Origin of the sequence: Mycobacterium sp. (assembly GCF_052145595.1) — a bacterium.
Classification (GTDB): Bacteria; Actinomycetota; Actinomycetes; order Mycobacteriales; family Mycobacteriaceae; genus Mycobacterium.
Map to the genome: position 1 here is coordinate 1 of NZ_JBKQOI010000024.1, position 25,070 is coordinate 25,070.

Here is a 25,070-nt window from a genome sequence, read left to right on the forward strand (position 1 = left end):
GGCTCCGCGGAGCGGGAACCGCTGTCGTCCGATTCCGAGGCGCGCATCGCAGACTTCGCCGATCTGGTGGCTACCGCGATCGCCAATACCGCGGCGCGCGAGCAACTGGATGCCAGCCGGGAGCGCCTGCAGGCCAGCCGCAATAGCCTCCGTCAGCTGGCCCGACAGCAGACGGCGTTGCGCCGCGTGGCGGAACTGGTTGCCCGTGAGGCGGAACCTGCCGAGGTGTTCAACGCGGTGGCCGAGGAGATGGCCGGTTGTCTTGACGTCTACAACGCGACGGTGGCCCGCTACGAAGGGGATGCAATCGTCATTGCCGCTCTGGGACGCCCCGAGGTTGAGCTGGCAGACCCGCCGGCAGTCGGTGAGCGATTTCCGGTGGACGGCGACGACGTCGCCGTGATAGTTCGGCGCACCGGCCGTCCCGCTCGGATGGACAGCTATGAGCACGCGGCCGGTCCCGCGGCCGCCCGTATTCGCGAGATTGGCTTGCAATCGATGGTCGGCGTCCCCATCGTCGTCGGGACACAGCTGTGGGGCGTTGCTGCCGTAGGGTCGCGGACCGGGCCGCTGGCTGCCGACACGGAGGTGCGGATCGCAGACTTCGCCGATCTGGTGGCCACCGCGATCGCCAATGCGGCGGCGCGTGAACAGCTGAATGCCAGCCGTGACAGCCTCCGTCAGCTTGCTCGACAGCAAACGGCGTTGCGCCGGGTGGCGGAATTGGTTGCCCGTGAGGCGGAACCTGCGGCGGTGTTCAACGCGGTGGCCGAGGAGTTGGCCGGTTGTCTGGACGCCTACAACGCGACGGTGACCCGCTACGAAGGCGACTTCCTCGTCATCGAGGCGCTTGCAAGCTTCAACCAAGACCTGGCAAACCCTCCGCTGGTTGGCGAGCGGTTACCGCTGGATGGCGACCACGTCGCCCCGATGATTCTGCGCACCGGCCGGCCCGCCCGGATGGACAGCCACGAGCACGCGGCCGGTCCGACGGCCGCGGTCATCCGCGCGCTTGGCATCCAATCCATGGTCGGTGTTCCCATCGTCGTCGGGGGACAGATTTGGGGCTCGGCCGGCGTGGGGTCGCGGACCGGGCCACTGCCGCCCGACACCGAGGCTCGCATGGCTGATTTCGCCGATCTGGTGGCGACTTCCATCGCCAACGCGGCCACCAGGGCCGAACTGCAGGCCGGTCGCGATAGCCTGCGCGAGCTCGCCGACAACCTCAGCGTGTTGGCGAGGCAGCAGGCCGCGTTGCGCCGGGTCGCAACTCTGGTTGCGCGCGGGGTCAGTCAGTCGGAGGTGTTCTCGGCGGTGGCCGAGGAGATGGCTGGTTGCCTGAATGTGGGTAACGCCGAAGTGCTCCGTTTCGAAGACGACGGCGCAACGATCGTCGTCGTGGCGTCCTATGCGGAACCCGGCGTGCCGCACCTAACGCTCGGGGAACGCCTATCCACCGAAGGTGACAATGTCGCCGCTACGGTCTTGCGCATACGACAGTCGGCGCGGATAGACCGCTGGGAGGGCGCCGCCGGCCCGATTGCCCAACGCGTTCGCGAGTTGGGCGTCCGGTCGCGCATCGGGGCCCCGATCGTGGTGGACGAGCGGCTGTGGGGGATAGCCGTGGTGGCCACCACCGAACTTGACCCGCTGCCGCCGGATACCGAAGGTCGCATCGTCGAGTTCGCCGAACTGGTCGCGACCGCAATTGCCGCCGCGACCACCCGCGCGGAGCTGATCGCCTCGCGGGCGAGGATAGTGGCCGCCGCCGACGACGCGCGACGCCGCCTGGAACGCGATATCCACGACGGAGCCCAGCAACGGCTGGTCTCGCTGGGACTGAAACTCCGCCTGACCGAGGATTCGGTCCCATCCGAGCGCGACGATCTGAAATCGATGCTGTCCGAAGCGGTATCGGGCTTGACCGACGTGTTTCAAGAGCTGCAGGAGCTTTCCCGGGGCATTCATCCGGCGATCCTGTCGACAGGTGGGCTTCCGGCGGCGTTCAAGACGCTCGCGCGCCGCTCACCGGTGCCCGTCGACCTCGATGTCACGATCGAACATCGGTTGCCCGGTTCGATCGAGGTCGCCGCGTACTACGTGGTCGCCGAGGCGCTCACCAACGCCGCCAAGCACGCCCAAGCCTCCGAGGTGACGATTCGCGCGCGCACCACCGGTGTCAGCCTGGTCCTTTTGATCTCCGACGACGGGATCGGCGGGGCCGACTCGGGCAAGGGCTCCGGGCTCATCGGGCTCAAAGACCGTATCGAGGTACTCGGCGGGCGGATGCGCGTCGACAGTCCTCCAGGCGGCGGGACAACCTTTGATATCACCATCCCGCATAAACAAACGGAAGATGACTAGGCCGATTCCACGATTGCAGTCGGCGATCAATGAGTCCTGCCCAGTGCGGTGCTCGGCCCTGGGACGCGCGGGAGATCGATTGGCCTTCTGAGATCGGCGCCGAGTCCCGGCGAACCGCCAGCGCGACGAGGTCTGGACCGCGAGAAACGGGAGCACCCCCTTTCCAGCTGCCTGGTAGTCGCGATACCCGTTAGCAGAGAAACGCTTTGCAGGTAGCGGCGGCGCGCGAGGCGCCCGCGCACCCATACGGTATGCGACATGACCAGTCACGCAGGCAAGCTGGCACCCCTACAACGACCTCGGGTTGTCGTCATCGGTTCCGGGTTCGGTGGGCTGACCGCGACCAAAGCGCTCAAGACGGCGCCGGTTGACGTCACCATGATTGCCCGGACCCAGCATCACTTGTTTCAGCCGCTGCTGTATCAGGTGGCGACGGGCATCATCTCCGAGGGTGAGATCGCTCCGGCGATCCGGAGCATTCTGCATAAGCAGAAGAATGCCAAGGTGCTGGTCGGCGATGTGGTGCACATTGATCTGAAGGGCCGCGCTGTGACTTCGGAGCTGCTCGGCCGCACCTACAAAACCGAATACGACACGTTGATCGTCGCCGCCGGTGCGGGTCAGTCCTATTTCGGCAACGACCACTTCGCGGACTTCGCGCCGGGCATGAAGACCATCGATGACGCGCTGGAGTTACGGGGTCGGATCCTGGGTGCGTTCGAGCAGGCAGAGCTCTCCAGCGATCCGGCGTTTCGGGAGAGGCTCCTGACGTTCACCGTGGTCGGCGCCGGGCCCACGGGTGTGGAGATGGCCGGGCAGATTGCCGAGTTGGCCAGTCACACACTCAATGGTACGTTCCGCAACATCGACTCGACCAAGGTGCGGGTCATCCTGCTGGACGCGGGGCGCGCGGTGCTGCTGCCAATGGGCCCGAAGCTGGGGAAGAAGGCCCAGGCGCGGTTGGAGGAGATGGGTGTGGAGGTTCAGCTCGGGGCCATGGTCACCGACGTTGACCACAATGGCCTGACGGTCCAGGACTCCGACGGCAAGATCCGGCGTATCGACTCGATCTGCAAGGTGTGGTCGGCGGGCGTGTCAGCGAGTCCGCTGGGCAACCAGATCGCCGATCAGTCGGCGACCGAGATCGATCGTGCGGGCCGCGTTAAGGTGTTGCCAGACTTGACTGTCCGTGGCTATCCGAACGTATTTGTGGTCGGCGACATGGCCGCGGTGGAAGGCGTGCCCGGCGTCGCGCAGGGCGCGATCCAGGGTGCCAAGTACGCGGCGAACGCGATCAAGACCGAACTCAAAGGCGCCAATCCAGCCGAGCGTGAACCGTTCCGGTACTTCGACAAGGGCTCCATGTCCACGGTGTCACGGTTCAGTGCGGTCGCCAAGGTCGGCCCGCTGCAGTTCGCCGGATTCCCCGCCTGGCTAGCTTGGTTGCTCCTGCACCTGGTGTACCTGAACGGATTTCAGAACAAGATCACCACACTGATTTCGTGGATCGTCACCTTCTTGAGCACCCATCGGGGCCAGCTCACCATAACGGAGCAGCAGGCCACCGCCAGGACCAGGCTCGAGCATCTCCAGGCGACCGCAGGTGAGAAGGCGGCGAGCTGAATCACTCCGCTACCTACCAGCGCATCGAGCATACGAGGTCGACGCGACGTCCAAGAGCAAGTCACGGTGCATCCCACGCAGGGGGTGACCACTTTGACCGCGGTGTTGGCGCCGCGCATCGGCGGCTGATTTCCGGAAGTATCTAGCTCGGCGACGACCTCGGGCGCCGGAGGGTATTCGCGCCGGAAAGGATCACTGCGGGCCGCCAGACCTTGCCAAGGACGCGTTTGTTATCTCGTCGCTTGATTCTCGCGCTCATAGCGACACTCCTCCCGGCCGTTCGCCGTCGCCGTTAGTGCGTTAATGGAGGCAAGCGCCCAAGGCCGGTCTGTCGACCTTTCCTGGATCTTCGTAATTCGGTTATGTGGGCATAAGTAAACCGCGAAACAGCCATAAGCGCTATCGGTAGAGTCGCGGTGCCCCAGGCCCCTTATTGGAGTTATTCCAATCGGCCATTGATGGTGTTGGTGCCGTCATTGGACGCCGATGTTTGACAACGCCACGATGTCGCCGCGGCGCCGACCTACGTGCCCCGCCGTTCCGCCGCTTCGGCACCGCGGACGAAGTGTTCTTCATGTTTGATCCTTTGCGGATCAGGGATCCGCGACCAGCCGCACGACCCGGTGACTGATCAGTCCTACGGCGGCGAGGACCAGCGAACGGTCCTGAGCGAGGTGCTGCTGGCCATCGGGTCGGGTCGCCCGAAGCTAGTGGTCATTCTGTCGATGTTCGACGCGCTGCAGGCGCCTACTCCACGCGGAGGCCCACGGCCCGCTGGTCCGCCTGCACGGCGTATCGATCGTCACCGCGGTCGAAAACCCTGCTATGGATGTCTGATTGGCGCACCGCCTACTTCACGGTGTCGGCCCCGGTCCGGCACCGGAAGGCGACTGAGCTGACGCGGCGTCGCCTCGTTTCGGTGGGCGGGCCGCTCCGGTGGGTGACTCGGTGTTCGGTGTCCTCCGAGGCTCCCGCCGCCGAAATTCTGACGATTCGTCACTACTGCACTGATCTACTGAACCGCCGACGATGGTGAGAATCCTTGTCATGCAATGCAATGATGACGGCTCGCCGATCACCCATATACCTGCTGGCAGGGTATATCGATTGCCGCCAGCCGCAAGGATATGCGTGCACGGGAGCTGCATGCTTAGTGGCGAGTGCGGTACGCGAATGCGCGTGGCGCGGAAACCCTTGGCAGCAACGACCGTTTCGGGAGTGCATCATGGGCGTCCATCGATTCTGTTTGAGGAGCGAGCAAATGACTGACCAACTCATCGGCGCCCACAATGCCCATAATGGGCTGCACAGCGAGCAGGGCGCCCTGCCGGGTGAGCACCCGGGGCGTTCGGCCAACCCGGTGATCAAGGTCCACGACGTCGTCTGGCTGGAATTCGAGAAGCCGGACCTGAAGAAGGCGGAGGACTTCGCGCTGGCGTTCGGGTTCAGCGTCGCGCTGCGCACCGACGACGAGCTGCACCTGCGAGGCAGCGACGCCGCCGCGTCGTGTGTGCTGATCCGCCGTGGCACGCGGTCCCGGTTCGTCGGCCCGGCGTTTGTGGCCGCGGACGACTCCGACCTGTTGCGGTTGGCCGACGCGACCGGGGCCACCGTGCGACCGCTGCCCGAGACGCTCGGCGGATTGACGCTCGACCTGGTCGACCCGAGCGGGATCCCGTTGCGGGTGGTGTCGGGGGTTCATCAGCTCGAGGAGCTGCCCTCCCAGAAGCCGCACGTGTTCAACTTCGGCGCCAGCCACGAGACCGTACGGGCGAACGTCACCCAGCGTCCCCCGCGGGTGCCCGCCCGGGTGCAGCGGCTTGGGCACATCGTGCTGCAGACCCCGAAGTACATCGAGGCGCTGAACTGGTATCTCGACCATCTGGGTCTGATCGTCAGCGACTTCTGCTTCTACCCGGGCCAGCGCGAGCGCGGACCCGTGATGAGCTTCATCCGCTGCGACCGCGGCTCGGTCCCCGCCGACCACCACACGCTGGCCATGGCGCTGGGACCGACCCACCGCTACGTGCACTCGGCATACCAGGTCGCTGACTTGGACGCGCTGGCCGCCGGCGGCGAATTCCTGCGTGAGCAAGGGTATTTCCGCTCGTGGGGCATCGGCCGCCACATTCAGGGCAGCCAGATCTTCGACTACTGGCGCGACCCGGAGGGCGATTTCCTGGTCGAGCACTACGCCGACGGGGACATGTTCGACAACACCCTGGAGCCCGGCTGGGCGCCGTTGACGGCCTCGGGCCTGTATCAGTGGGGGCCCCCGCCGAGCCGGGACTTCCTGGGCGTCGGCTCACCGGGCGAAACCGCACGCGAGGTCGCATTGATGGTCGATGCGCTGCGCCACGACAACGAGTTCGACCTGTCCGCACTGCGCGGGCTGTTCGCCGTCGGCAATTCCTGACATCCACCACCCACCGAGAGAAAGTAAGGATCCCTGCAATGACCGTCTCGATCCTGCGCACCGCCGACGCGTGGTGGGTGCAGACGCCCAACGGCGTCGCCCGCATCCGCACCGACGCCGCCACCACCGCCCAGGTGCTCGCCGACCGTGCGGCTATCGACGCCGCCGCGCACTCCACCGACACCGTGCCGGTGGAAAACCTGACGCTGCTGTCACCGGTCACGACGCCGTGCCGTGTGGTGGCCCAGGCCACGAACTACGCCTCGCACGTGCGGGACGTCGGCCGCGACCCGGCCAAGACGCCGTTGACCTTCTTCCGCAAGGCTTCCGGCTCGGTCACCGGTCCGTTCGATGACATCGTGAAGCCACCCCACGTCCAGCTGCTGGACTATGAGCTGGAAATCGGGCTGCTGATCGGCCGGGAGCTGCCGGTGGGCACCGAGGTGACCGAGGCGAACCTGGCTGATTACGTGCACGGGCTGCTGGTGACAAACGACGTGTCGGCCCGTGACGTGCAGCTGACCAAAGCCCAGTTCTACGAGTCGAAGTCGTACCCGACATTCACCCCGGTCGGCCCCGCGCTGGTGCTGGTCGACGCCGACGAGCTCAAGCGCTTCGGGGACCTGCGGCCGCAGCTGCGGGTCAACGGCGAGCTGCGCCAGAACGCGGTGGTCGAGGGCGACATGCTCTACTCGCCGGTCGAGGCGCTGCAGGCGCTGGCGAAGTTCCAGAAGCTGGACGTCGGCGACATCGTGCTCACCGGCACCCCCGTCGGCACCGCGCTCACCGCGCGTGGCGTCGAGAACCCGCACCAGATGGATCTGATGACGTTCCTTGCCGGCCAGGCGAAGAACCCGAACTACCTGCATCACGGTGACGTCGTGGAGGCCACGGTGGCCACCGACGACGGCGCCATCGACCTCGGAACCCAACGCAACAAGGTGGTCTACGCATGAACGCACAATCCAATGGCGCCCCGGCGTCGCTGCCGGACTTCGTACCGGTGATCATCGTCGGCGCCGGACCGACCGGCATGACCGCGGCCACTCTGTTGGCGCAGCAAGGCATCTCGTGTCTGCTGCTAGACCGCCATGAGAGCGTCTACCCGCTGCCGCGGGCGGTGCACGCCGACGACGAGATCTACCGCATCCTGACCCGGCTGGGCGTCGGCGACGAGTTCGCCGCCCATCGCCGGGCCGGACTCGGTCTTCGACTGATCGACCCCGACATGCGCGTGCTCGCGGAGTTGAAGCGCAGCCCGCAGCCCAGCGCCAACGGCTACCCCCAGATGAACATGTTCGACCAGCCCGAGCTGGAAGCGATGATGCGCGCCAACCTCAAGAGGTACCCGAACGTCCTGTTCCGGGGCAATGTCGAGGTCACCAGCGTCACCCAGGACCGGCCCGGCCGGGTGCGGGTGAGCTTCCTCGACCGCGTGCGCGGTGGCGATCAATCCGTGGAGGCCAGCTACGTGCTGGGCTGCGACGGCGCCAACAGCACCGTGCGTGCGGCGATCGGTGCGCACATGTACGGGCTGTCGTTCCAGCAGAACTGGGTGGTCATCGATGTCGACACCGACGCCGAACTGAACCAGTGGGAGGGCTGCCACCAACTCTGCAGTACCGAGCGCGCCGGCACCTACATGCGCGTCGGGCCGACCCGCTACCGCTGGGAATTCCAGCTGAAAGACGGTGAGACCGCTGCCGACTACCAGACGATCGACCACATCGAGCCGTTGATCAAGCCGTGGCTGGGCGACACACCCGCCGAGCAATTGCGGCTGGTAAGAGTCACCGCCTACACCTTCCGCGCGAAGGTGGCCAGTGATTGGCGCGACCGCAATGTGTTCGTCCTCGGTGACGCCGCCCATCTCACCCCGCCGTTCGTGGGCCAGGGTATGGCGGCGGGGCTTCGCGACGCGTTGAACCTGAGCTGGAAAGTGGCTGGGGTCCTGGGCAATTCGTTGCCCGAAAGCGTGCTGGACACCTACGAGCAGGAGCGCAAAGCCCACACCGCGGCCATGATCTTGATGGCCGTGTCGGTGGGAGCGGCGATGACCGGAGGCGGACGAACGGGTGACCTCATCCGAAAGGTGGTGTTCCCGCGGCTGCAAAACCTGCGTCTGCCCGGCACGCGCACCAGTGCCGCCGAGGGCGTCGCCCCGGGGCTGCGCGGATCGGCAATGGTGATCAAATCCCGCACCCCCGGGCAGCTGGCCGGAACTCTGTGCCCGAACCCGGTTCTGCACGACGGCCTGCGCTTCGATCAGGTCGTCGGGAACCGATTCGCGCTGGTCACCTCCGCGCCGCTCAGCGCTGCGCAGCGCAGCGAGCTGATCAGCCGCGGAGCCGCCGTCGTCTCCGTCGCGTCCGAAAGCGAACTCGGCCGCTGGCTCAAGCAAGGCCGGGCGACCGCCGCCATCGTCAGGCCCGACGCCGCCGTTATGCAGGCGGGCCGGAACGTCCAGGCGCTCTGCGATGCCCTGCCATCGTTCTCCGCTGGTGAGGCTGCCCGGGCTGAAAGCGAGAGTGTAAGCCGATGACCGAGCTGCTGGTCCTCAACGATGGCAAACAGGAGTTGCAGGCGGTGTCTTTGGATGGCACTCGAGTGCGCACGCTGATTAGCGGGCTCGACGAGAGACCCGACGGCATCGTCGTCGACCAGTCTCGGGGCCATATTTACTGGACGAACATGGGCGCTCCCGATCCAGGGAGCGGCCCACGTTCGGAGGTGGCCTACGCCCGCAACGGGTCGCTCGAAGGCGCTGACCTCAACGGCACCAATCGGGTCACGATCGTGCCGCGCGGTGCGTTCACCACCGGCAAACAGCTCGCCGCCGATTTCGACGCGGGGGTGCTGTACTGGTGCGATCGGGAGGGCATGCAGGTGCTGAGCTGCAACCTCGACGGTAGCGACCTGCGCCCCCTGGTGGTGCCGGCGGTTGGTGACGAGGCCGCGCGCACGATCAGTCACCACCCTGTCGGCATCGCTATCGATCTGGATGGGCGCCTGCTGTATTGGACGCAGAAGGGCGCACCAAAAGCCGGTGAGGGCAGGATCTTTCGCGCCCCGCTCGATCTGCCGCCAGGCGCCGACCCGCAGCACCGCGACGATATCGAACTGCTGTGGAAGGACCTGCCCGAGCCGATCGATCTGCACCTGTTCGGTGGGACCACGCTGGTGTGGACCGATCGCGGCTCGGAACCCGAGGGCAACACGCTCAACCGCGCGATCGTGCAGCCCACAGTCGGTACACCGGAGATCCTTTCTCGCGGATACCACGAGGCGATCGGCCTCGCCGCCGTCTCGGAGTCCGAGTTCTACGTAGGCGATCTGGGCGGCAGCATCCGCCACGTCAACCTTGACACCGGTGTCGACACCGAACTGGCGCACCTCGGCCCGGGCCTCACCGGCGTCGCGCTCGCCGAACTCTGAGTCAGCGGAAGTATTTGATAGGCACCGGATTCGGTTTGGTTGGGTCATAACTTGCCCCGACGCACCCTGTCCGGTGCCGCTCAATTTTGATTGTGCGTGCACGGCGCAGGTACTGGATAGGTAGAAATGAGCGGATGGTTCGAGATCTGGCATAACATTACCGGCGGACAGGGCACGGTCCTCGGCGGCGCGTTCGTCCTGGTGGCGGGGATAATCTCTTTTGGCACTGGATCACTTGACCGCAGATCCCAGCAGAACCGCTTCCACTACGAGGAGATGAAAGCCCTCTACGCTGACGCGTTGAGAGTCGGCAGGGACTTGGAGGTCCTCAAAGCCCTTCCCCCAGAGGTTCGCCGAGAAGTGTTGACTGAAAAAGCCGATGCGATCGACAGGGTGATCAGCGAGCTGGCGCTCACCGGTAACTACCGAACCGCGGATCTTGCCATCGCTTATGCCTACCAGCAGTCAGTTCAATTAGCGGAATGGGTAAGACAAGTCGACTCCAACAACGGCTTTGCAGAGCGAATTGAGAAGTGGTTGGGCAACATGCCGGAAGAACAGCGAGACGCATTGCGGAAATACGAGTACACGGCGGTCAATCGTCTCGACGTGGTACAGGCTGCACGCAGGGAGTTGGGCTTGTATGTGCCGCGGTGGTCACGGTACCGGCGTGTGCTGCGGGGAGCGATCAAAACCGAGCCGTTACCCCTGAGCTGACGTAGCTGCCCCGCGGAAAACCGAATCCGACCTGCCTTGTCGAAAATGACCGGCAGCGTACTGGGCATCAACCATCTCATGCCCCTCTCAGACGATGGCGCGAAGAGACACCTCCATACTCCACGAACATGGTGACGAAGATGGCGTCCCACAGACAGGTCCCGTCAGGCTTGCCGATCAGCGAGAATGGCCTCTGGAGCCGTTGAACAAAGGCGCACCGCCGTGGTGCACTTCGGGGCGGATGCGCGAGGAGTGAGTTGTGGCCGCACGAGCCAATGCCCGACGGGCGGCGATTCGCCGCTACCACTGGGCACGCCAGCTCAGTGGGATGCGCGAATTCATCGCCCGTGCGCGCGCGGTGCCCGTCGACGCGATGGCCCGCGCGGCTATCTGCATCGCGCTGCCCCTTTACGTGGGCCACATCACCGGCCACGACACGGCTGGTGCCATAGTCGCCTTGGGCGCCTTGTGGGCGGTCGTCCAAGACACGGGCCCCTCGTACTGGATCCGCGCCAGGCGCATCGTCGTCGCCGGGTTGTCCAGTGCGGCGGGATTGGCCCTCGGACAAGCCGCGGTCCGCACCCACACGGTGTGGGCCGTCGCCGTCTGCGTCACCGTTGTCGCGGCCGCCGCGGGAATCATCAACTACAGCGGAACGCTCGGGTCTGTCGCGGGCATGCACTCGCTGCTCGGCGCGATCGTGGGGTCCGGATTCATCCTGCAGGGCCCGTTCTGGCTGCCGCCCGTCGAATTACTGCTGGGCACGGTGCTGGTCCTGGCGTTTCTGGGCGCCGCGTGGCTACCGAAGAGACATTCGGCCGAGCTGATGGCGACCGCGCGGGTCTTCGACGCCGCGCTTACCGTCCTGATCGCCGCTGGAACCGATCGGGTCACCGGCGCGCGGCGGGAGTTGACTCAGGCATTGGATGGCGCCCAGCGGATGATGGGGCGGTATCGGCGCAGGACGGGAACCGACCTGTACCGCGGCACGCACGCCCAGCAGATCATGTATGCGTTCCAGGTGGCTCACGACTGCGCCGAGATCGCCACGGCGCTGGCCTGGGAGGCCAATATCCTCCCCGCGCAGTTGATCATCGCCAGCGCGGAGCTCCCGATGGAGCTGGGGCTTCCCGCCGTGCCCTCAGCGGCGCACGCCGACCCGCTGACGGATCGACCGCAGCAGGGTCGCGACACCGCTGCGACGAGAGCGCTACAGGATCTGCTCTCCGCGAATCGTCGGCTGGCAGCCGGGAGTTTTCAGGGAACCCCACTGAGCGGATCCGTGGTGGGGTGGGGGACCCGGATCGCCTCCGCCGCGGTGCTGGCGTCGTGCATGTTGGCCGCCGTGGTCATCGCGGCCCTCATGGAAGGTCCCCGCGCATACTGGTTGCCGTTGGGGGTGGCCTTCATCTACAAGCCGGAACTGGCTCCCGTGCCCAACCGGGCGTTACAGCGCTGCATCGGAACGGCTGTCGGCGTCGGCATCGCGGGGTTTGCGGCCGCCACGAAATTCAGCACCTACCCGGCGATCGGACTGGTCGTCGTCTGCGGCGCGCTGCTCGCGATCGGCGTCGTCGCCCACTACATCGTCGCCACGATGGCGCTCACAGCCATCGTGTTCGTGTTTGTCGACTTCCTGGGCGATCACAGTGACCTTCTGCTGACCCGCTTCCTGGACACCGCGATCGCAGCCGGCATCGTGGTGCTCGCCCACGTGCTGGTCCCCAAACAGGCCTGGGCGACGCGGGCGACCGTTCTCCTGACGGACGCACAGAACGCCGCGGAGCGTTACGCCCGCGAGGCACAGTTGGCACAGCGCACAGAGCAAACCGCGCTGCGTCGGCGCGCCTACAGTGTCCTCGCCGAAGCCCGCGTCGCGATCACGCACGCCAGAAGAGAATGGTGGTCGCGCCGCGACTGGACGAAAGCCGAGGCCACCATTCGCGCGTTAGAAGAACGCTGCGACGCGGTGACCGCGGACATTGTCGCTGCGCGCCGGCGGTGACGCTCGCACCGGTGACGCGAGGCGCTTTATCCACCTGGCTATTGAAGGTAGCCGCATCCGTGAATGGACGTCAGCGTGGAGGACATCTCGACCGTCGACGACGATGCTAAGAGCATGAACGCCACGGCGACACGGGAATGGCGCCCAGCAGCCCGCTACATCGGCTCGGTGCCGGTAATCGATCCGATCGGACCGAGAACCCCGGTTGGGCAACGCATTACCGCTGCGGTCGTCGGCCCATACGCGGAGACAACCAGGAAAGGCAGGTAGAGCGATGCTCACCTCGCTACTAGGGCTCTTCGTGCTGATAGCCTTCGCCTGGGCAGTGCACGACGGTCAGGCCGCACTCGAGCGGCACGCGTACCAAAAGCACTGCAATGACTAGCATTCCAAGCCCGCTCGTGGCGCGCTTTATCCGCAACTACGGCACTGCGAGATCGAACCATCCGCGGGCTTCATTACGCACCTTCCATTGAGGGATGGCGCGACGCCGGACAGTACGGCAGGAAGACCAAAGCCTGAGCGCGCCGGAGCCTAGGCTCCTTTCACGACACGGTGCAGCTCCTGCAGCACGACGCCGCTTGCTTTGCGCCACACTGACTGACCTCGGCGAAGATCGCATGCAGATCCGCGGTGTGCGCGGCTCGGCGCCACCGGCGACGACCAAGGTCGCGATCACTGGGGTCGGCGGCTGGGGGAACAGCGTGCTGCTCGCCCTCACGGGCATCGACCTTGACGCCAAGGCCGCTCTCGTCGAGCGATCCGTGCACCGTTACATCGATACAGTCGACGGCCTCGACGCGGTCGTGATCGACCGGATCGGGCAGGCCCAGGGCGATCCGGACAACCAGGACGCAGCAACGCAGCTGCTGAGGATCGCGGTACAAGGAACGAAAGAGGCTGCGGGAAGCGCCTTTTCGTCGCGGATCGTCGAACTGGCCCTGTCCAGCTACCCCGGGATATACTCGCTCAGTCCTCCACAGCCAGGGTCGGCATTCCGTGTGTACTGGCCCGCTCTGCTCGAGCAGCGACTGCTCGAGCACATGGTGCACCACCATGACGGCACGACCGAGAGCATCGCCCGAATCCGAACGAGGTAACGCCGCCGACCGAGCGGTCCCCGGCGCCATCGGTGCCGGACGTATGGAGTGACGAACTCGTCGTCCTCCCATGGGCGAGATCGTGCATGCCCGCTCCGGCGACAAGGGCGGCGACGCCAATCTTGTTGTATGGGGGCGTAACCCGCAAGGGTGGGGGTCGCTCCAGTCGACGCTCACCGTTGACGAGTTGCGACGCCGCCTGCCGGATACGCGCGAATTGGCCATTGAGCGTTACGAATTGCCCAACCTTGTCGCGGTCAACTTCCTGATCCGCGGATTGCTCGGGACCGGCGCAACATCTTCACTGCGGCTGGACTCGCAAGCCAAGGCACTTGGCGAAACGGTCGGAAGGAACAGTAGGGCGGGGTTTGGTGTCATTCAATACTCGCCGCATCAGAGCGGAAAGATCGTCACGGCTAACCCCCAAAGTGGCATACCCGCTACCTGCAACGAGGGTGGTGAGATCAGTACGGTCGAAGCTATCCGATGTACTGTTGCCGCGGAAGCATGTTGAGCCGCATCAACGAACGCAGAGTTGTCCCTTCCGGCTGCTGGCCAAACTTACCGCGGAGGCCCGCCTCAGCGGTCATGCTCCGCGGGCCGCTTGCCATGACGGGGGGCGGCATCCCCGCGAGTTCCCCGGTGCCACCCGCACTGCTGACCAGGATCGCCTTGGGAGCGCTGCCGGTCGCGGAGGTCAGCGTGCCCCAAGTCGACGGCACGGACAGCGCCCCGACGGTGGCCGCCCGACCGATTGAAGCAGACACCGCACCGCCGGCCTGAGCTGCGGTGACCGATCCGAGGCTGCTCGCCACCTTACTCAGCCCAGCGCCCAAGTCCGTCAATGCCGCCACCGTTGCGTCGGCCGCGGTCGCGGCGGAATTCGACGTCCCGCTCGAAAGACTGGAGAGTGCCGACAGGATGATGGACGGGATCGTTGCGTAAGCGCTGATCCCCGAGTTGACGACGTCAGGCTCCAGCGCCTTGTTTATATTGTCGAGGGTTTTTTGGATGATCGTTTCGATCGACGTCCCGGCTGACGTCCCATTGGAATTGGTGACCGCGGCGCCCTGGGCCGCCAAGCCGCCCGGGTTGGTGTTCTGCTGTGGCGTGGTGAACGGTGTCAGGGTGGCCGCGGCGGCCGAGGAACCGGCATAACCGTACATGGCGGCCGCGTCCTGTGCCCACATCTCGGCGTAGTGAGCCTCGGTCGCCATGATCGCCGGGGTGTTTATGCCCAAGAAGTTGGTCGCAACCAGCGTCGCCAACTGCGCGCGGTTGGCCGCGATCACCGGCGCTGGCACCGTGGCTGCGAACGCTGCCTCGTATGCCGCCGCCGCGGCCCTGACCTGATTGGCCGTCTCCTCAGCCTGGGTTGCGGCGGTGCCCATCCATGCGTCATATGTTGCGGCCGCGACCGCCATCGATGCTGACGCCGGACCTTGCCAGCTGCCGTCGGTCAGCCCGGATACGACCGAAGAAAAGGCGGCCGCCGCCGAATACAGTTCTCCGGATAGCTTGTCCCAGCCCGCCGCGGCGGTCAGCATCGGTCCCGAGCCGGGACCAGAGTACATTCGGCCGCTGTTGATCTCCGGTGGCAGCGCTCCGAAATCCATTTTGCTTTCCCGATTCTCAGCGGGTGGCGGTCACGTTGGCGGCCTCGGTGGCCGCATAGGAACCGGCGGAGGCTTGCAAGGTGGCCACGAACATTTGGTGAATCGCCGCCGCTTGCGCGCTGACCTCTTGGTACAGCGCCCCGTGGGCGGCAAACGCCGCCGCGGTCAGCGCCGATACCTCGTCGGCGGCCGCGGGCACAAGCCCGGTGGTCGGGCCGGCCACAGCCTCGTTCAGCGCGCTCATTGCCGAGCCGATACCCGCCAAGTTGCCGGCCGCCGCTGACAGCGCTGCCGGCTGTGTGATCAAGAAGGACATCTTCTCTCTTCTCCCAACGACATATTGGTGCAGCTCCTCGGTTGAGGGACGCATCATGGCGTGCGAACAACTGGTCAACAACCGAGTTTCGACACTTAGGATGTCCGGTGCCCTGCATTGCTGTCGTCGGGGCTAGCGCCCATTAGGCCCCCTGCTAGCTGTAATTCATTCGACCGCACTGGGCTACGCGCGACGGCGCGGCTTGCGGTGGCGAACCGATTGCCACTCAGGAGAATTCACCAATTGAGCGCTCGGCATGACCACCAGCAATGCTGAGAGCGGAAAACGATGCGGCGCTTATGATGCAGTCAATGCTGCTGTTTCGCAACGTATCTCGACCGGCCGCCTGTGGGCGAATAATGTTACAGATACCTTTCACGACGTGGCTATTCGGAGGGATAGCGCCTATCCGCACTACCGGCTGGCCGGGTATACCGATTCGGGTTGGCTGTAACGACACACTTGTGTGGACGCGGCATCCTAGGGGGAGCACCGATATAACGGCCGGCGCGATAAGCCAAAAGGGTTCGTATGCACGCCCGCTCGGGACGGCGGGGCCGAAATGGCATGCATGCCTATGGCTTCGACGGGTTGGGCAACGCACTGGGTAAGACCCACAATACAGAAAGCTGGGAAACTGATGTCGGTTGACGACCTTGGCGGGCGCCTTCCGCTTTACGATGGCGAAGCGCTGAATCCTGCACAGAAACAGCTCTACGACTGGCTCATGAATGTGGCCGTCCCGTGGGCCGAGGATGCCAAGTTTGAGGCGCGCACCGAAACAGGCCGGCTCATTGGACCGTTCAACGCGGCTCTGCTGACCCCGGCCATCTCGTCGGCCTTCATCGACCTTGCGGTCGCCGAGCAGAAGAACACATCGGTAAGCAAACGCAGCCGGGAGGTCATCATTCTGACTGTCGGAGCTGTCTGGAACGCCCCCTATGAGCTCTACGCGCACTGCGCCGTTGCCCGGCATGTCGGCCTCTCCGACGACGCGGTACGAACACTGGCCGACGGCGGGCTGCCGAAGGATCTCACGGCCGAGGAGACGGTAGTCCACCGTGTCGCCTGTGCACTGTCGCTCGAGCATCGTCTCGACGAGGCGCTCTATCGAGAGGCAGAAACACTACTCGGGGCCGAGGGGATCATGGAAACCGCCACACTCACGGGCATCTATCACACGGTGTGCGCGATCCTCAACGCGTTCGAGATACCGGCGCCGTCCTAACTGCTCGACGCCTTCTTTCAGAGCAATGGTCCGGAGGGGATTATCGCAATTCCGCGTGGATGGGTGTTAGGTAAGAAGCGGGTTCGGCCTGTGTGAGGTGGTCGATGGGTGACGGCGCGGTGCTGCCCGATCGCGGTGTGCCGGTTCGGGCGGAGACAGTGTGCGAGAGCCCACGCGCACGGGTGACGCGGATTTTCGAATCCGCGGGCACGGTCATCCGCAAAGAAAAGCTGGGGGCAGAGGCGCAGCGCCGCGTTCACCATGAGGTCGCTGTGCTGGAGCGGCTGCGTGGGGTGACCGGTGTGGTGCAGGTGCTCGATGAGCCGCGCGACCCCGGGTCGATCACGCTAACCGACGCCGGCCACACGAGCCTGGCGCAGGCGGTGAAGCCGCTCGCGATCGACGACCTGATCGGCCTTGCCGCGGCGTTAGCCAAAGCGGTGGCGGCCATGCACGACCGTGGTGTGCTGCATCGTGACATCTGCCCGGCAAACATTGTGCTGGCGCCTGACGGCGCGCCTTGGCTGGTGAGTTTCGGGTTGGCGAGGTCGCTGGCCGAGATCCGTCCGGACTTCAGCCATCACAGTCAAATTGTCGGCACCCTTGCGTATTTGGCGCCCGAGCAGACCGGGCGCACCGGGCGGCCGGTCGATCAGCGCGCCGACTTGTACGCGTTGGGCGCAACACTTTACGAGTTGGCCACCGGTGAGCCGCCGTTCGGCTCGCAGGACCCATTGCGGCTTACGCATGATCATTTGGCGCGTGTGCCCGCGCCGCCGGGCGAGATCAATGCGGCGGTACCGGAGATGCTGTCGGCGATCATCATGCATTTGTTGGAAAAGGAACCCGACGACCGCTACCAGTCGGCCGACGGCGTGGTCTATGACCTGCAGCAGTTGCGCGCACACGGTGTCTCGACGGCGGCTGCGCCGCGGGTCGGCGAGCGGGATTTTCCGCCGCGGCTGCTGCCACCCTCGCGGCTGATCGGGCGCGATGACGAGGTGGTGGCGCTGAGCGCGGCGTTTGATGATGCGCTGACGGGTGGATGCCGCGGTGTGCTGGTCGGTGGGGTAGCTGGGGTGGGGAAAACGGCGTTAGTGGATCAGTTGCGTGCGGTGGTGACCGGTAACGATGGCTGGTTTGTGGCCGGCAAGTTCGACCAGTATCGGCGGGACCTGGAGTTCGACGGCATTTTTCAAGCGCTTCGCGCCTTGGGTCGGCTGTTGCTGGCCGAGCCCGACGATGAGCTGGTCGAGCTGCGGGAACGCATCGAGGCGGCACTGGGGGCGAACGCGGGTATGGCCGCCGCGGCGGTGCCGGAGTTCGCGGCGCTGCTGGGCGTGGCGCCGGAGGCAGGCGATCCGCTGACCGCCCAGGTGCGGATGCAGCACAGCGCTGTGGCAACGCTGCGGGCGGTGGCCTCGCGGAAACGGCCGGTGGTGGTGTTTGTCGACGACCTGCAGTGGGCGGGACCCGCCTCCGTCGGCGTCATCGACCTAGCTTTCAGCGAACAAGTCGAGGGCCTGTTGCTGGTGGGTGCCTACCGCGACGGGGTGGACCCGACGCATCCGCTGGCGGCGTCGCTGTCGCGGTGGCGGCAACAGCCCGGCGTGACCCACCTGCACCTGGTGAACTTGGCCGGGCCGAGCCTGGCCGCCTTGGTCGGCGACATCCTGCGTGTCGACCGGGCTGCCGCCGGCGCGTTGGCCAAGCTCATCGAGCCGCATACGCGCGGCAATCCTTATGAGACGGTGGAGTTGCTCAACACGCTGCGTCAGGAGGGCATCCTGGCCCCGACCACGACCGGGTGGCGCTGGGACGAGCCGGCCGTGCGCTCTCTTTTGGGTCGCTCCGAGGGGGCCGAACTTCCTATGGCACGGTTGGCGGCCCTGCCGGCGGCCTCCCGGGAAATGCTGGAGGTGATGGCGTGTCTGGGCGGGCGAGCCGAGCTGAGCGTGCTGGCGGCCGCGACCGCTGAGTCGCCCGACGTGGTGGAACAGGGCCTCGCACCCGCCCTCGAACAGGGCGTTTTGGTGGCCGAGACCGGGGCCCATGACGCGGTGCGGTTCCGCCACGACCGCATCCGCGAAGCCATCCTGGCCGAGCTTGACGACACGCGGCGGCGCGGCCTGCAACTGGCGCTGGCGCGGCGGCTGGCAACCAAACCGGAGTTGTTCGCCGTGGCCGCCGAGCAGTACCTGCCGGTGGTTGAGGCGGTCACCGACGCCGGTGAGCGGTCTCAGGTGGTGGCGCTGCTGCGGCGCGCCGCCGAGCAGGCCACGCTGATCGGCGAATACAGCCAGGTCCAAACGCTCCTGTCCGGTGCACTGCGGGTTGCCGACGCGGCCGACACGGCCACGCTGATCGAGCTGCACACCGGGCGCCTCACCGCCATGTTCTGTCTGGGTCGGCTGGAGGAGGCCGACGAGGACTACCTCATCATCGAACGGCTGAGCACCACTGTGCTGCAGCGGGCCGACGCGACCTGCGTGCAGGTGCGCAGCCTGACCAATCGAAAGCTGTACACCGAGGCGATCGAGCTCGCCGTGGACGCGCTGCGCGGGCTGGGCTGGACCGTCCCGGCCCCTGACCAGCTCCCGGAGATGCTCGAGCGCTACTTCGAGTATCTGCACCGGTGGCTGGAGCACTCCGACGACACCGATGATCTGGCCCGGCCCGAAATCACCGATCCGACGCTGCTCGCCGTGACGTGTTTGTTCAACGCGGTCTTTCCGACCGCGACCTTCGCCGGCGACACCTTCCTACAGGCGTGGCTGAGCCTGGAGGCGCTGCAGATTTGGCTCGACCACGGCACCGCCCGTGGCATCGTCGGGCCAGCAAGCTATTCGGCAGCCACCGCCATCGCGCTGCGCGACGACTATGCGGCCGCATACCGGGCGTCGCGCCGGATCGTGGCCGTGGGCGAAGCCCGCGGCTATGAGCCCGAGACGTCACTGGCGCGGTTCGTGTCGTCTTACTTCAATTGCTGGTTCGAGCCGCTGGAAAGCAGTGTCGAACAAGCGAGGCGGGCATGCGACGGGCTGATCAAAGGTGGCGACCTGGCCACCGCCGGCTATACGGTGGCCCACACCTACGGGGGGCGGCTGGATTTCGTTCCCACGCTCGATGTCTACGCCGCCGAGGCGGAGAAGGCATTGGCCTTCGTGCGGCGGGTCGGCATCGAACCGATGGGGCAGTGGGTGGAGGCCTACCGGGGGTTGGCAGGTGTGTTGCGCGGCGAAACCTCCGTCGCATCGGGTGAGGCGGTGCCGATCGACCGGTACGCCGACGACTCAGTACTGCCCTTCTATGGACATCTCAGCCGCGCGATCGCCGCCGCCATCTTCGACGATCCGGCGACCCTGAGACGACACACCGCCGCGGCGATGCAGTCGCTGCCTTTTGCCCTCGGCAACTACGTGACCGCGGTGGCCCGTCTGCTGCGGGGGCTGGCCCTGGCCGCGGACGCCCGAACCGCTCCGGCTCACGAACGTTCCGGGCTGCTGTCCGGGGTGGAGGATCTGCTTGGGTGGCTGGGCGCTCGCGCCGAAGACGCGCCCATGAATTTCCTGCACCTGCTACGCCTGCTGGAGGCCGAGCGGGCCTGGGCCGCCGGCGACTTCGGCGCGGCTGCGCTGGCCTTCGACGCGGCCCGCGATGAGGTGGCCGGCCGGCAGCGCCTGTGGCATCGGGCGCTGATCACCGAGCGCGCGGCGCGCTTCACCCTGGCACGTGGCTTGCAACACGCCGGCTTTGACCTTCTCGCCCAGGCCCGCCAGGAATATCTGGCCTGGGGAGCAACGGCGAAAGTCGCCCAGCTGGACTCGGCGTATCCGGTACTGCGGCCGCCCGCCGACGCGCCCGGCGAATCCGGCGACCGAGCCGCGGGTCTGCGCCGGCAGGCTTCGATACTCACCACCGGAACCATCGACCTGCTTGGGACCTTGTCCGCGTCGCAGGCGCTGAGCTCCGAAACGACCATCGAGGGGCTGCACGCCCGGGTCGCCGGGGTGCTCGCCGCCATGACCGGCGCCACCGCAGTCCAGCTGCTGCTGTGGAGCGACGACCGCCAAGACTGGCTGCTACCCAAACCAGCGGGCGGCGCGACCCCCCTCGGTGGCGCCCGCAACCAGCACACCGTGCCGATGTCTGTACTGCGCTATGCCCAGCGGATGCACGAACCGCTGGTTGTCGCCGACGCCACCAGCGATGACCGCTTCGCCCGCGACCCCTACTTCGCCGACGTCGATCGCTGCTCGCTGCTGGTGTTACCGATCCTCAGCCGCGGCCGGCTGCGGGCGGTGTTGCTACTGGAAAATCGCTTGATCCGCGGGGCGTTCACCGCCGATCGCCTCGACGCGGTCAAGCTCATAGTCGGCCAGCTCGCCGTCTCGCTCGACAACGCCCAGCTGTATGCCGAGCTCGCCGCGTCACGCGCGCGGATCGTCGCCGCCGCCGACCAGGCCCGTCGCCGCATCGAACGCGACCTGCACGACGGCGCCCAACAGCAGCTCGTCTCGCTGACGATGCAGCTTCGCATGATGCATGAAGAGGTGGCGCCTGAGGCCGGTGAGCTGCGGATGCAGCTCGACCGCGCCGTAACTCAAGCAACCGGCGCACTCGATGTGCTGCGCGACCTTTCGCGCGGCATTCATCCGGCGATCCTGACGAAGGGTGGCCTCAGCCCAGCTTTGCACGCGCTGATCCGGCGCTCGCATATCCCCGTTCAGCTCGAGCTGGACATCAAAGAGCGACTGCCCGATCAGGTCGAGGTCAGTGCGTACTACATCGTCGCGGAGGCATTGACCAACGCGGCCAAGCACTCGCGTGCCTCCACCGTTGCGGTGACCGTCGAAGCGAACCCCGCCGACGGCATCCTGCGTATCGAGGTCCATGACAATGGCGTTGGAGGTGCCGAGTTCACCGGCGGCACCGGCCTGCTCGGCCTCAAGGACCGAGTAGAAGCGCTCGGCGGCCACATCGATTTGCGGAGCGCCCACGGGGCCGGGACCGCCCTGCGTGTGGAGCTTCCGCTCACCGGGGCCGGCGGCTAGCCAGCTTCCGGGGCACTACCTGCTAACCGGTATTCAGTGTTGAAGCCAGCTGCGATGTAGTCCGGTGCATGCACGCTGAGACTGGAATGATGCGCGCGACTGTCCGATGCACCGCACACGAGCGCCGGCACCGCCAACGCCGAAGCATACAGCGGTTCCACAACGACATCTTCCAAACAATCACCAAGCCGCAGTGACAGACCTTCAGCTCCCGCAAGCCCATGGAATTGCTACGGATCCAGGTCGCCATGCGACAGCACCATGTGAATGGCCGATCAGTCGAAGCCAGACCTGGTCTGACCCGTCGCGTCGACGCCTCGCGCTGCTGCCGATGTCCGCCAGCCGGCCGCTTTGGCTTGGACTCACGGTCGCCGCGGTGTTGATCTTCGTCGATACCGTACTAGTGCGGCTGCTCGCGTCGGTCGCACCCCACACCGCCTCCGGAACGGTGTATGTGCTTGGCGCCGTCGCTATCTCAGCCAGCTGGGCTATCGGTCTGGCGATAATGAGCAGACTGGTCAACGACGCGGTGCAGTCGAGAGCGTACCTCAACGTGTACAGCGGGTGGCTGCCGGCGAACCCGGTTGACCTCGTCCTGCACGCGGCGGAAGCCCGACGCGCGGCAGATCAGGTCAGCGAGTTGGCACAGCGGCAGGCCGCCCTGCGGCGGGTGGCGACGCTGGTCGCCCGCGGTGTTTCGCCGTCTGCCGTCTTCACCGCGGTTGCCGACGAGGTGGCCAACGCGCTGCGAGTCGAAAACTGCGTGCTGGTGCGCTACTTGGGGGATGAGTCGTGCGAACTGGTCGCGGCACACGACAAGGCCAGCTTGGACAAAATCCCGGTCGGCGCGCGGTTCCCCCTGTATGGCGACAACGTCGCGGCGATGGTGTTACGCAGGGGCACGACGGCAAGGATGGACAGCCACGAGCATGCCGCCGGCCCGATTGCCGCAGCGGTCCGTGATGTCGGCATCCGCTCGGCAGTGGGCGCGCCCATTGACGTCGACGGTCGACTGTGGGGAGCGGCGGTCATCGCCTCCTCCGGATCCGAACCACACGACCCCCACACCGAAGCACGGCTGGCGGATTTCGCCGAGCTGGTCGAAACCGCGATCGCCAATGCCCAAGCGCGCGACGAGCTTATGGCCTCACGAGCGCGCATCGTGGCTGCGGGCGATGAGGCCAGGCGCCGCATCGAACGTGATCTGCACGACGGCGCACAGCAACGCCTAGTCACGCTGACCATGCAGGTTCGGTCCCTCGATGCCGACCTGCCGGCTGATAGCGACCTGAGGTACGAAATCGCGCAGCTGGCTGAGGAACTCGCTGCGGCAAGTGAGGAACTGCGGCAGTTCTCGCACGGCGTCCATCCGGCCGTCCTGTCCAATGCGGGCCTACGCCCCGCCGTGCGGGGCCTGTGCCGCCGCGCTGTCATACCCGTCGAGTTGAGCGTCAACGTCGAGCGACGATTGCCCGAGTCGGTCGAGGTGGCCGCGTATTACGTTGTGGCGGAAGCGCTGACCAATGCCGCCAAGCATGCGCGTGCATCGCTGGTCACCGTCAGCGTGGATGCTGATGATGTGCGTCTGCGCCTCTCGGTGGCAGACGATGGGGTCGGCGGTGCCAATCCCCGCGGATCCGGGCTTCTCGGCCTGAAGGACCGCGTGGAGGCGCTTGGCGGCCGGATGGATATCGCCAGCCGAGACGGCGAAGGCACCACGCTTACGGCAGAAATTCCCCGCATAGCAGTGTGACTGGCCATTCCGCCATTTGGCCCCGGCTGAGGCTACTGTCAACCCCGGTCGCTGCCGAGGTTGACTTGCACGGTCCTGGGTTTACCGGAACTGTCGGTGAATACCAGGGTCACCCGCGCGCCGGGCTCCATGGACTGCACCGCGGCGAGCAGGGTTTCGCCGCTTCCGATCCGTTGGTCGTCGATCTTGGTGACTTGCGCGCCGGCGGTCAGCCCGGCGGCCTCGGCCGGGCTTCCGCTGTCCACCCCGATGATCTTGGCGCCGTAGGGGTCCATGTCGCTGCTCAGCGTTGCTCCAAGCCAGGCGTGCGATGCCCGGCCGGTGGCGAGTAGTTCAGCGGCGATGCGTGCGGCGTGATCGACGGGGATGGCGAAGCCCAGGCCGATCGATCCGTGTTCGGTGCTATCGGAGTCGTCCGCACTGACCACCACCGATTCCGCCGCGTTCACGCCGACGAGCTCGCCGTCGGTGTCAACGAGTGCGCCGCCCGAATTACCGGGATTGATCGCAGCGTCGGTCTGGATGGCGTAGAACGTGGACGGGTCGTCGCGGCCGGTAGCGGGACATACCAGGCGATTCAGCGCGCTGACGATTCCGGCGGTGACCGTGGCCCGCAAACCAAGCGGAGAACCCACCGCCGCCACCGGCTGACCGACGCGTAGGTTGGCCGAGGAGCCGATGGACACAGGCGTGAGGCCGGAGACGTTTCGGGCCCGAACAATCGCGACATCGCTGCGCGGGTCGGCGGCGATCAGATCCGCTGCGGCAGTGCGGCCGTCGTTGAAGGTCACCAGTGCCCGTGCCGGCGCCTGCGGCCCGGCACCGATCCCCGCGACGACGTGGTTGTTGGTCATGATCACCCCGTCGGGCGTGAGGATGACGCCCGAACCGGAGAGTGAGCGGTTGCCGTCGCTGATTTCCAGCGTCACGACGCTGGGCAACACTTTCGCTGCCGCTTGCTCAACCCATGAGGTGGCGCGGTAGGCCGGGGGAAGCGTGCGGGCGGAATCAGACATAAATAGTGAGCGGTCGGCGCCGTAGCGAAAAACCAGAACGACGGCAACACCGATGACTACTGCGATCGCCGCCGCACCCAGGTTGCACAACATGAACGATGCGGCGCGAGCCGGCGTTAGCTTGTGCGCACCCGTGGTATGCCGACCATCTTGTCGAGCTTCGGATATCGCCTTTACGCCGCAGCAGCTGTGGCCATCTGACATGTCCTTTACCCACTTCTTCATTGGCTTTTGTAACGATGCCGCTTTGGCGTTACGCGCTGTGAAATCGGCTCACGTTCAGCATCGCGCGTTCGCACACGTCCGTCATTGGCGGCAACGCGAATTTATATATCGGGCTAGCGGGTATCGCGCTCAGCCCTTATGAGGAAGTGTCAGAAATGAGCTGGCGCACGGCCGCAGCAGCCGGATCGAGATGGGATACAGT

At 66.0% G+C, this 25,070-nt stretch carries 17 protein-coding genes; 14 read left to right on the forward strand and 3 right to left on the reverse strand.

Going from position 1 to position 25,070, the window contains the following annotated elements; genetic code table 11:
- From ACLP4W_RS01745 to ACLP4W_RS01790, 10 genes are all read left to right on the forward strand, one after another.
- Positions 1-2,364: GAF domain-containing protein (locus tag ACLP4W_RS01745; RefSeq protein ID WP_442383514.1), on the forward strand; the 2,364-nt coding region annotated here is incomplete at its 5' end.
- A 258-nt stretch (positions 2,365-2,622) separates the two neighbouring features.
- Positions 2,623-3,987, forward strand: a complete 1,365-nt coding sequence (locus tag ACLP4W_RS01750; RefSeq protein ID WP_442383516.1) for an NAD(P)/FAD-dependent oxidoreductase — start codon at positions 2,623-2,625, stop codon at positions 3,985-3,987.
- A 1,261-nt stretch (positions 3,988-5,248) separates the two neighbouring features.
- On the forward strand, positions 5,249-6,403 hold the full coding sequence (locus tag ACLP4W_RS01755; protein ID WP_442383518.1) for a VOC family protein: 1,155 nt from the start codon (positions 5,249-5,251) through the stop codon (positions 6,401-6,403).
- Positions 6,404-6,441: 38 nt separating this feature from the next.
- Positions 6,442-7,359, forward strand: coding sequence for a fumarylacetoacetate hydrolase family protein (locus ACLP4W_RS01760; RefSeq protein ID WP_442383520.1), 918 nt, complete (start codon positions 6,442-6,444; stop codon positions 7,357-7,359).
- Positions 7,356-8,945, forward strand: a complete 1,590-nt coding sequence (gene mhpA, locus ACLP4W_RS01765) for a bifunctional 3-(3-hydroxy-phenyl)propionate/3-hydroxycinnamic acid hydroxylase MhpA (protein WP_442383522.1) — start codon at positions 7,356-7,358, stop codon at positions 8,943-8,945. Before ACLP4W_RS01760 ends, mhpA begins: the two co-directional genes overlap by 4 nt.
- Complete coding sequence (locus ACLP4W_RS01770) at positions 8,942-9,838, forward strand: hypothetical protein (protein ID WP_442383524.1); 897 nt, start codon at positions 8,942-8,944, stop codon at positions 9,836-9,838. The genes mhpA and ACLP4W_RS01770 overlap by 4 nt, the downstream gene beginning before the upstream one ends.
- A gap of 126 nt (positions 9,839-9,964) precedes the next feature.
- Positions 9,965-10,555 carry a hypothetical protein gene (locus tag ACLP4W_RS01775; protein WP_442383526.1) on the forward strand — a complete coding sequence of 197 codons (591 nt, stop codon included), beginning with the start codon at positions 9,965-9,967 and terminating at the stop codon, positions 10,553-10,555.
- Positions 10,556-10,814: 259 nt separating this feature from the next.
- Complete coding sequence (locus ACLP4W_RS01780) at positions 10,815-12,560, forward strand: FUSC family protein (RefSeq protein WP_442383528.1); 1,746 nt, start codon at positions 10,815-10,817, stop codon at positions 12,558-12,560.
- A 620-nt stretch (positions 12,561-13,180) separates the two neighbouring features.
- A complete protein-coding gene (locus tag ACLP4W_RS01785) occupies positions 13,181-13,660 on the forward strand; it encodes an acyclic terpene utilization AtuA family protein (RefSeq protein ID WP_442383530.1) in 480 nt (159 codons plus the stop codon).
- Positions 13,661-13,730: 70 nt separating this feature from the next.
- Complete coding sequence (locus ACLP4W_RS01790; protein WP_442383532.1) at positions 13,731-14,174, forward strand: AtuA-related protein; 444 nt, start codon at positions 13,731-13,733, stop codon at positions 14,172-14,174.
- Here ACLP4W_RS01790 and ACLP4W_RS01795 read toward each other — a convergent pair.
- Both ACLP4W_RS01795 and ACLP4W_RS01800 read right to left on the reverse strand, forming a co-directional pair.
- Complete coding sequence (locus tag ACLP4W_RS01795) at positions 14,140-15,276, reverse strand: PPE family protein (protein WP_442383534.1); 1,137 nt, start codon at positions 15,274-15,276, stop codon at positions 14,140-14,142. The two genes, ACLP4W_RS01790 and ACLP4W_RS01795, sit on opposite strands and share 35 nt — an antisense overlap.
- A gap of 16 nt (positions 15,277-15,292) precedes the next feature.
- Entirely contained in the window at positions 15,293-15,592 is a 300-nt protein-coding gene (locus tag ACLP4W_RS01800) for a PE family protein (protein WP_442383536.1), read from the reverse strand.
- Positions 15,593-15,848: 256 nt separating this feature from the next.
- Between ACLP4W_RS01800 and ACLP4W_RS01805 the strand changes: the two genes are divergently transcribed.
- The 4 genes from ACLP4W_RS01805 (at position 15,849) to ACLP4W_RS01820 (ending at position 23,627) form a co-directional block, all read left to right on the forward strand.
- The gene (locus ACLP4W_RS01805) at positions 15,849-16,046 is read left to right on the forward strand and encodes a hypothetical protein (RefSeq protein ID WP_442383538.1); all 198 of its coding nucleotides are present in this window, start codon (positions 15,849-15,851) and stop codon (positions 16,044-16,046) included.
- A 186-nt stretch (positions 16,047-16,232) separates the two neighbouring features.
- On the forward strand, positions 16,233-16,820 hold the full coding sequence (locus tag ACLP4W_RS01810) for a carboxymuconolactone decarboxylase family protein (RefSeq protein WP_442383540.1): 588 nt from the start codon (positions 16,233-16,235) through the stop codon (positions 16,818-16,820).
- Positions 16,821-16,924: 104 nt separating this feature from the next.
- Positions 16,925-21,874, forward strand: a complete 4,950-nt coding sequence (locus ACLP4W_RS01815) for an AAA family ATPase (protein ID WP_442383542.1) — start codon at positions 16,925-16,927, stop codon at positions 21,872-21,874.
- Positions 21,875-22,205: 331 nt separating this feature from the next.
- A complete protein-coding gene (locus ACLP4W_RS01820) occupies positions 22,206-23,627 on the forward strand; it encodes a GAF domain-containing protein (protein WP_442383544.1) in 1,422 nt (473 codons plus the stop codon).
- Between the two features lie 38 nt (positions 23,628-23,665).
- Here ACLP4W_RS01820 and ACLP4W_RS01825 read toward each other — a convergent pair whose 3' ends face one another.
- Complete coding sequence (locus ACLP4W_RS01825; RefSeq protein WP_442383546.1) at positions 23,666-24,868, reverse strand: S1C family serine protease; 1,203 nt, start codon at positions 24,866-24,868, stop codon at positions 23,666-23,668.
- Between the last annotated feature and the right edge of the window lie 202 nt (positions 24,869-25,070).

Excerpts from the sequence above, each read along its gene's own strand:
- ACLP4W_RS01810 (WP_442383540.1), top strand. The coding sequence starts at position 16,233 with ATGTCGGTTGACGACCTTGGCGGGCGCCTTCCGCTTTACGATGGCGAA.
- ACLP4W_RS01795 (WP_442383534.1), bottom strand. The coding sequence starts at position 15,276 with ATGGATTTCGGAGCGCTGCCACCGGAGATCAACAGCGGCCGAATGTAC.
- ACLP4W_RS01755 (WP_442383518.1), top strand. The coding sequence starts at position 5,249 with ATGACTGACCAACTCATCGGCGCCCACAATGCCCATAATGGGCTGCAC.
- ACLP4W_RS01775 (WP_442383526.1), top strand. The coding sequence starts at position 9,965 with ATGAGCGGATGGTTCGAGATCTGGCATAACATTACCGGCGGACAGGGC.
- ACLP4W_RS01760 (WP_442383520.1), top strand. The coding sequence starts at position 6,442 with ATGACCGTCTCGATCCTGCGCACCGCCGACGCGTGGTGGGTGCAGACG.
- ACLP4W_RS01770 (WP_442383524.1), top strand. The coding sequence starts at position 8,942 with ATGACCGAGCTGCTGGTCCTCAACGATGGCAAACAGGAGTTGCAGGCG.
- ACLP4W_RS01820 (WP_442383544.1), top strand. The coding sequence starts at position 22,206 with ATGTCCGCCAGCCGGCCGCTTTGGCTTGGACTCACGGTCGCCGCGGTG.
- ACLP4W_RS01805 (WP_442383538.1), top strand. The coding sequence starts at position 15,849 with ATGACCACCAGCAATGCTGAGAGCGGAAAACGATGCGGCGCTTATGAT.
- ACLP4W_RS01825 (WP_442383546.1), bottom strand. The coding sequence starts at position 24,868 with ATGAAGAAGTGGGTAAAGGACATGTCAGATGGCCACAGCTGCTGCGGC.
- ACLP4W_RS01815 (WP_442383542.1), top strand. The coding sequence starts at position 16,925 with ATGGGTGACGGCGCGGTGCTGCCCGATCGCGGTGTGCCGGTTCGGGCG.
- ACLP4W_RS01785 (WP_442383530.1), top strand. The coding sequence starts at position 13,181 with ATGCAGATCCGCGGTGTGCGCGGCTCGGCGCCACCGGCGACGACCAAG.
- mhpA (WP_442383522.1), top strand. The coding sequence starts at position 7,356 with ATGAACGCACAATCCAATGGCGCCCCGGCGTCGCTGCCGGACTTCGTA.
- ACLP4W_RS01790 (WP_442383532.1), top strand. The coding sequence starts at position 13,731 with ATGGGCGAGATCGTGCATGCCCGCTCCGGCGACAAGGGCGGCGACGCC.
- ACLP4W_RS01800 (WP_442383536.1), bottom strand. The coding sequence starts at position 15,592 with ATGTCCTTCTTGATCACACAGCCGGCAGCGCTGTCAGCGGCGGCCGGC.
- ACLP4W_RS01750 (WP_442383516.1), top strand. The coding sequence starts at position 2,623 with ATGACCAGTCACGCAGGCAAGCTGGCACCCCTACAACGACCTCGGGTT.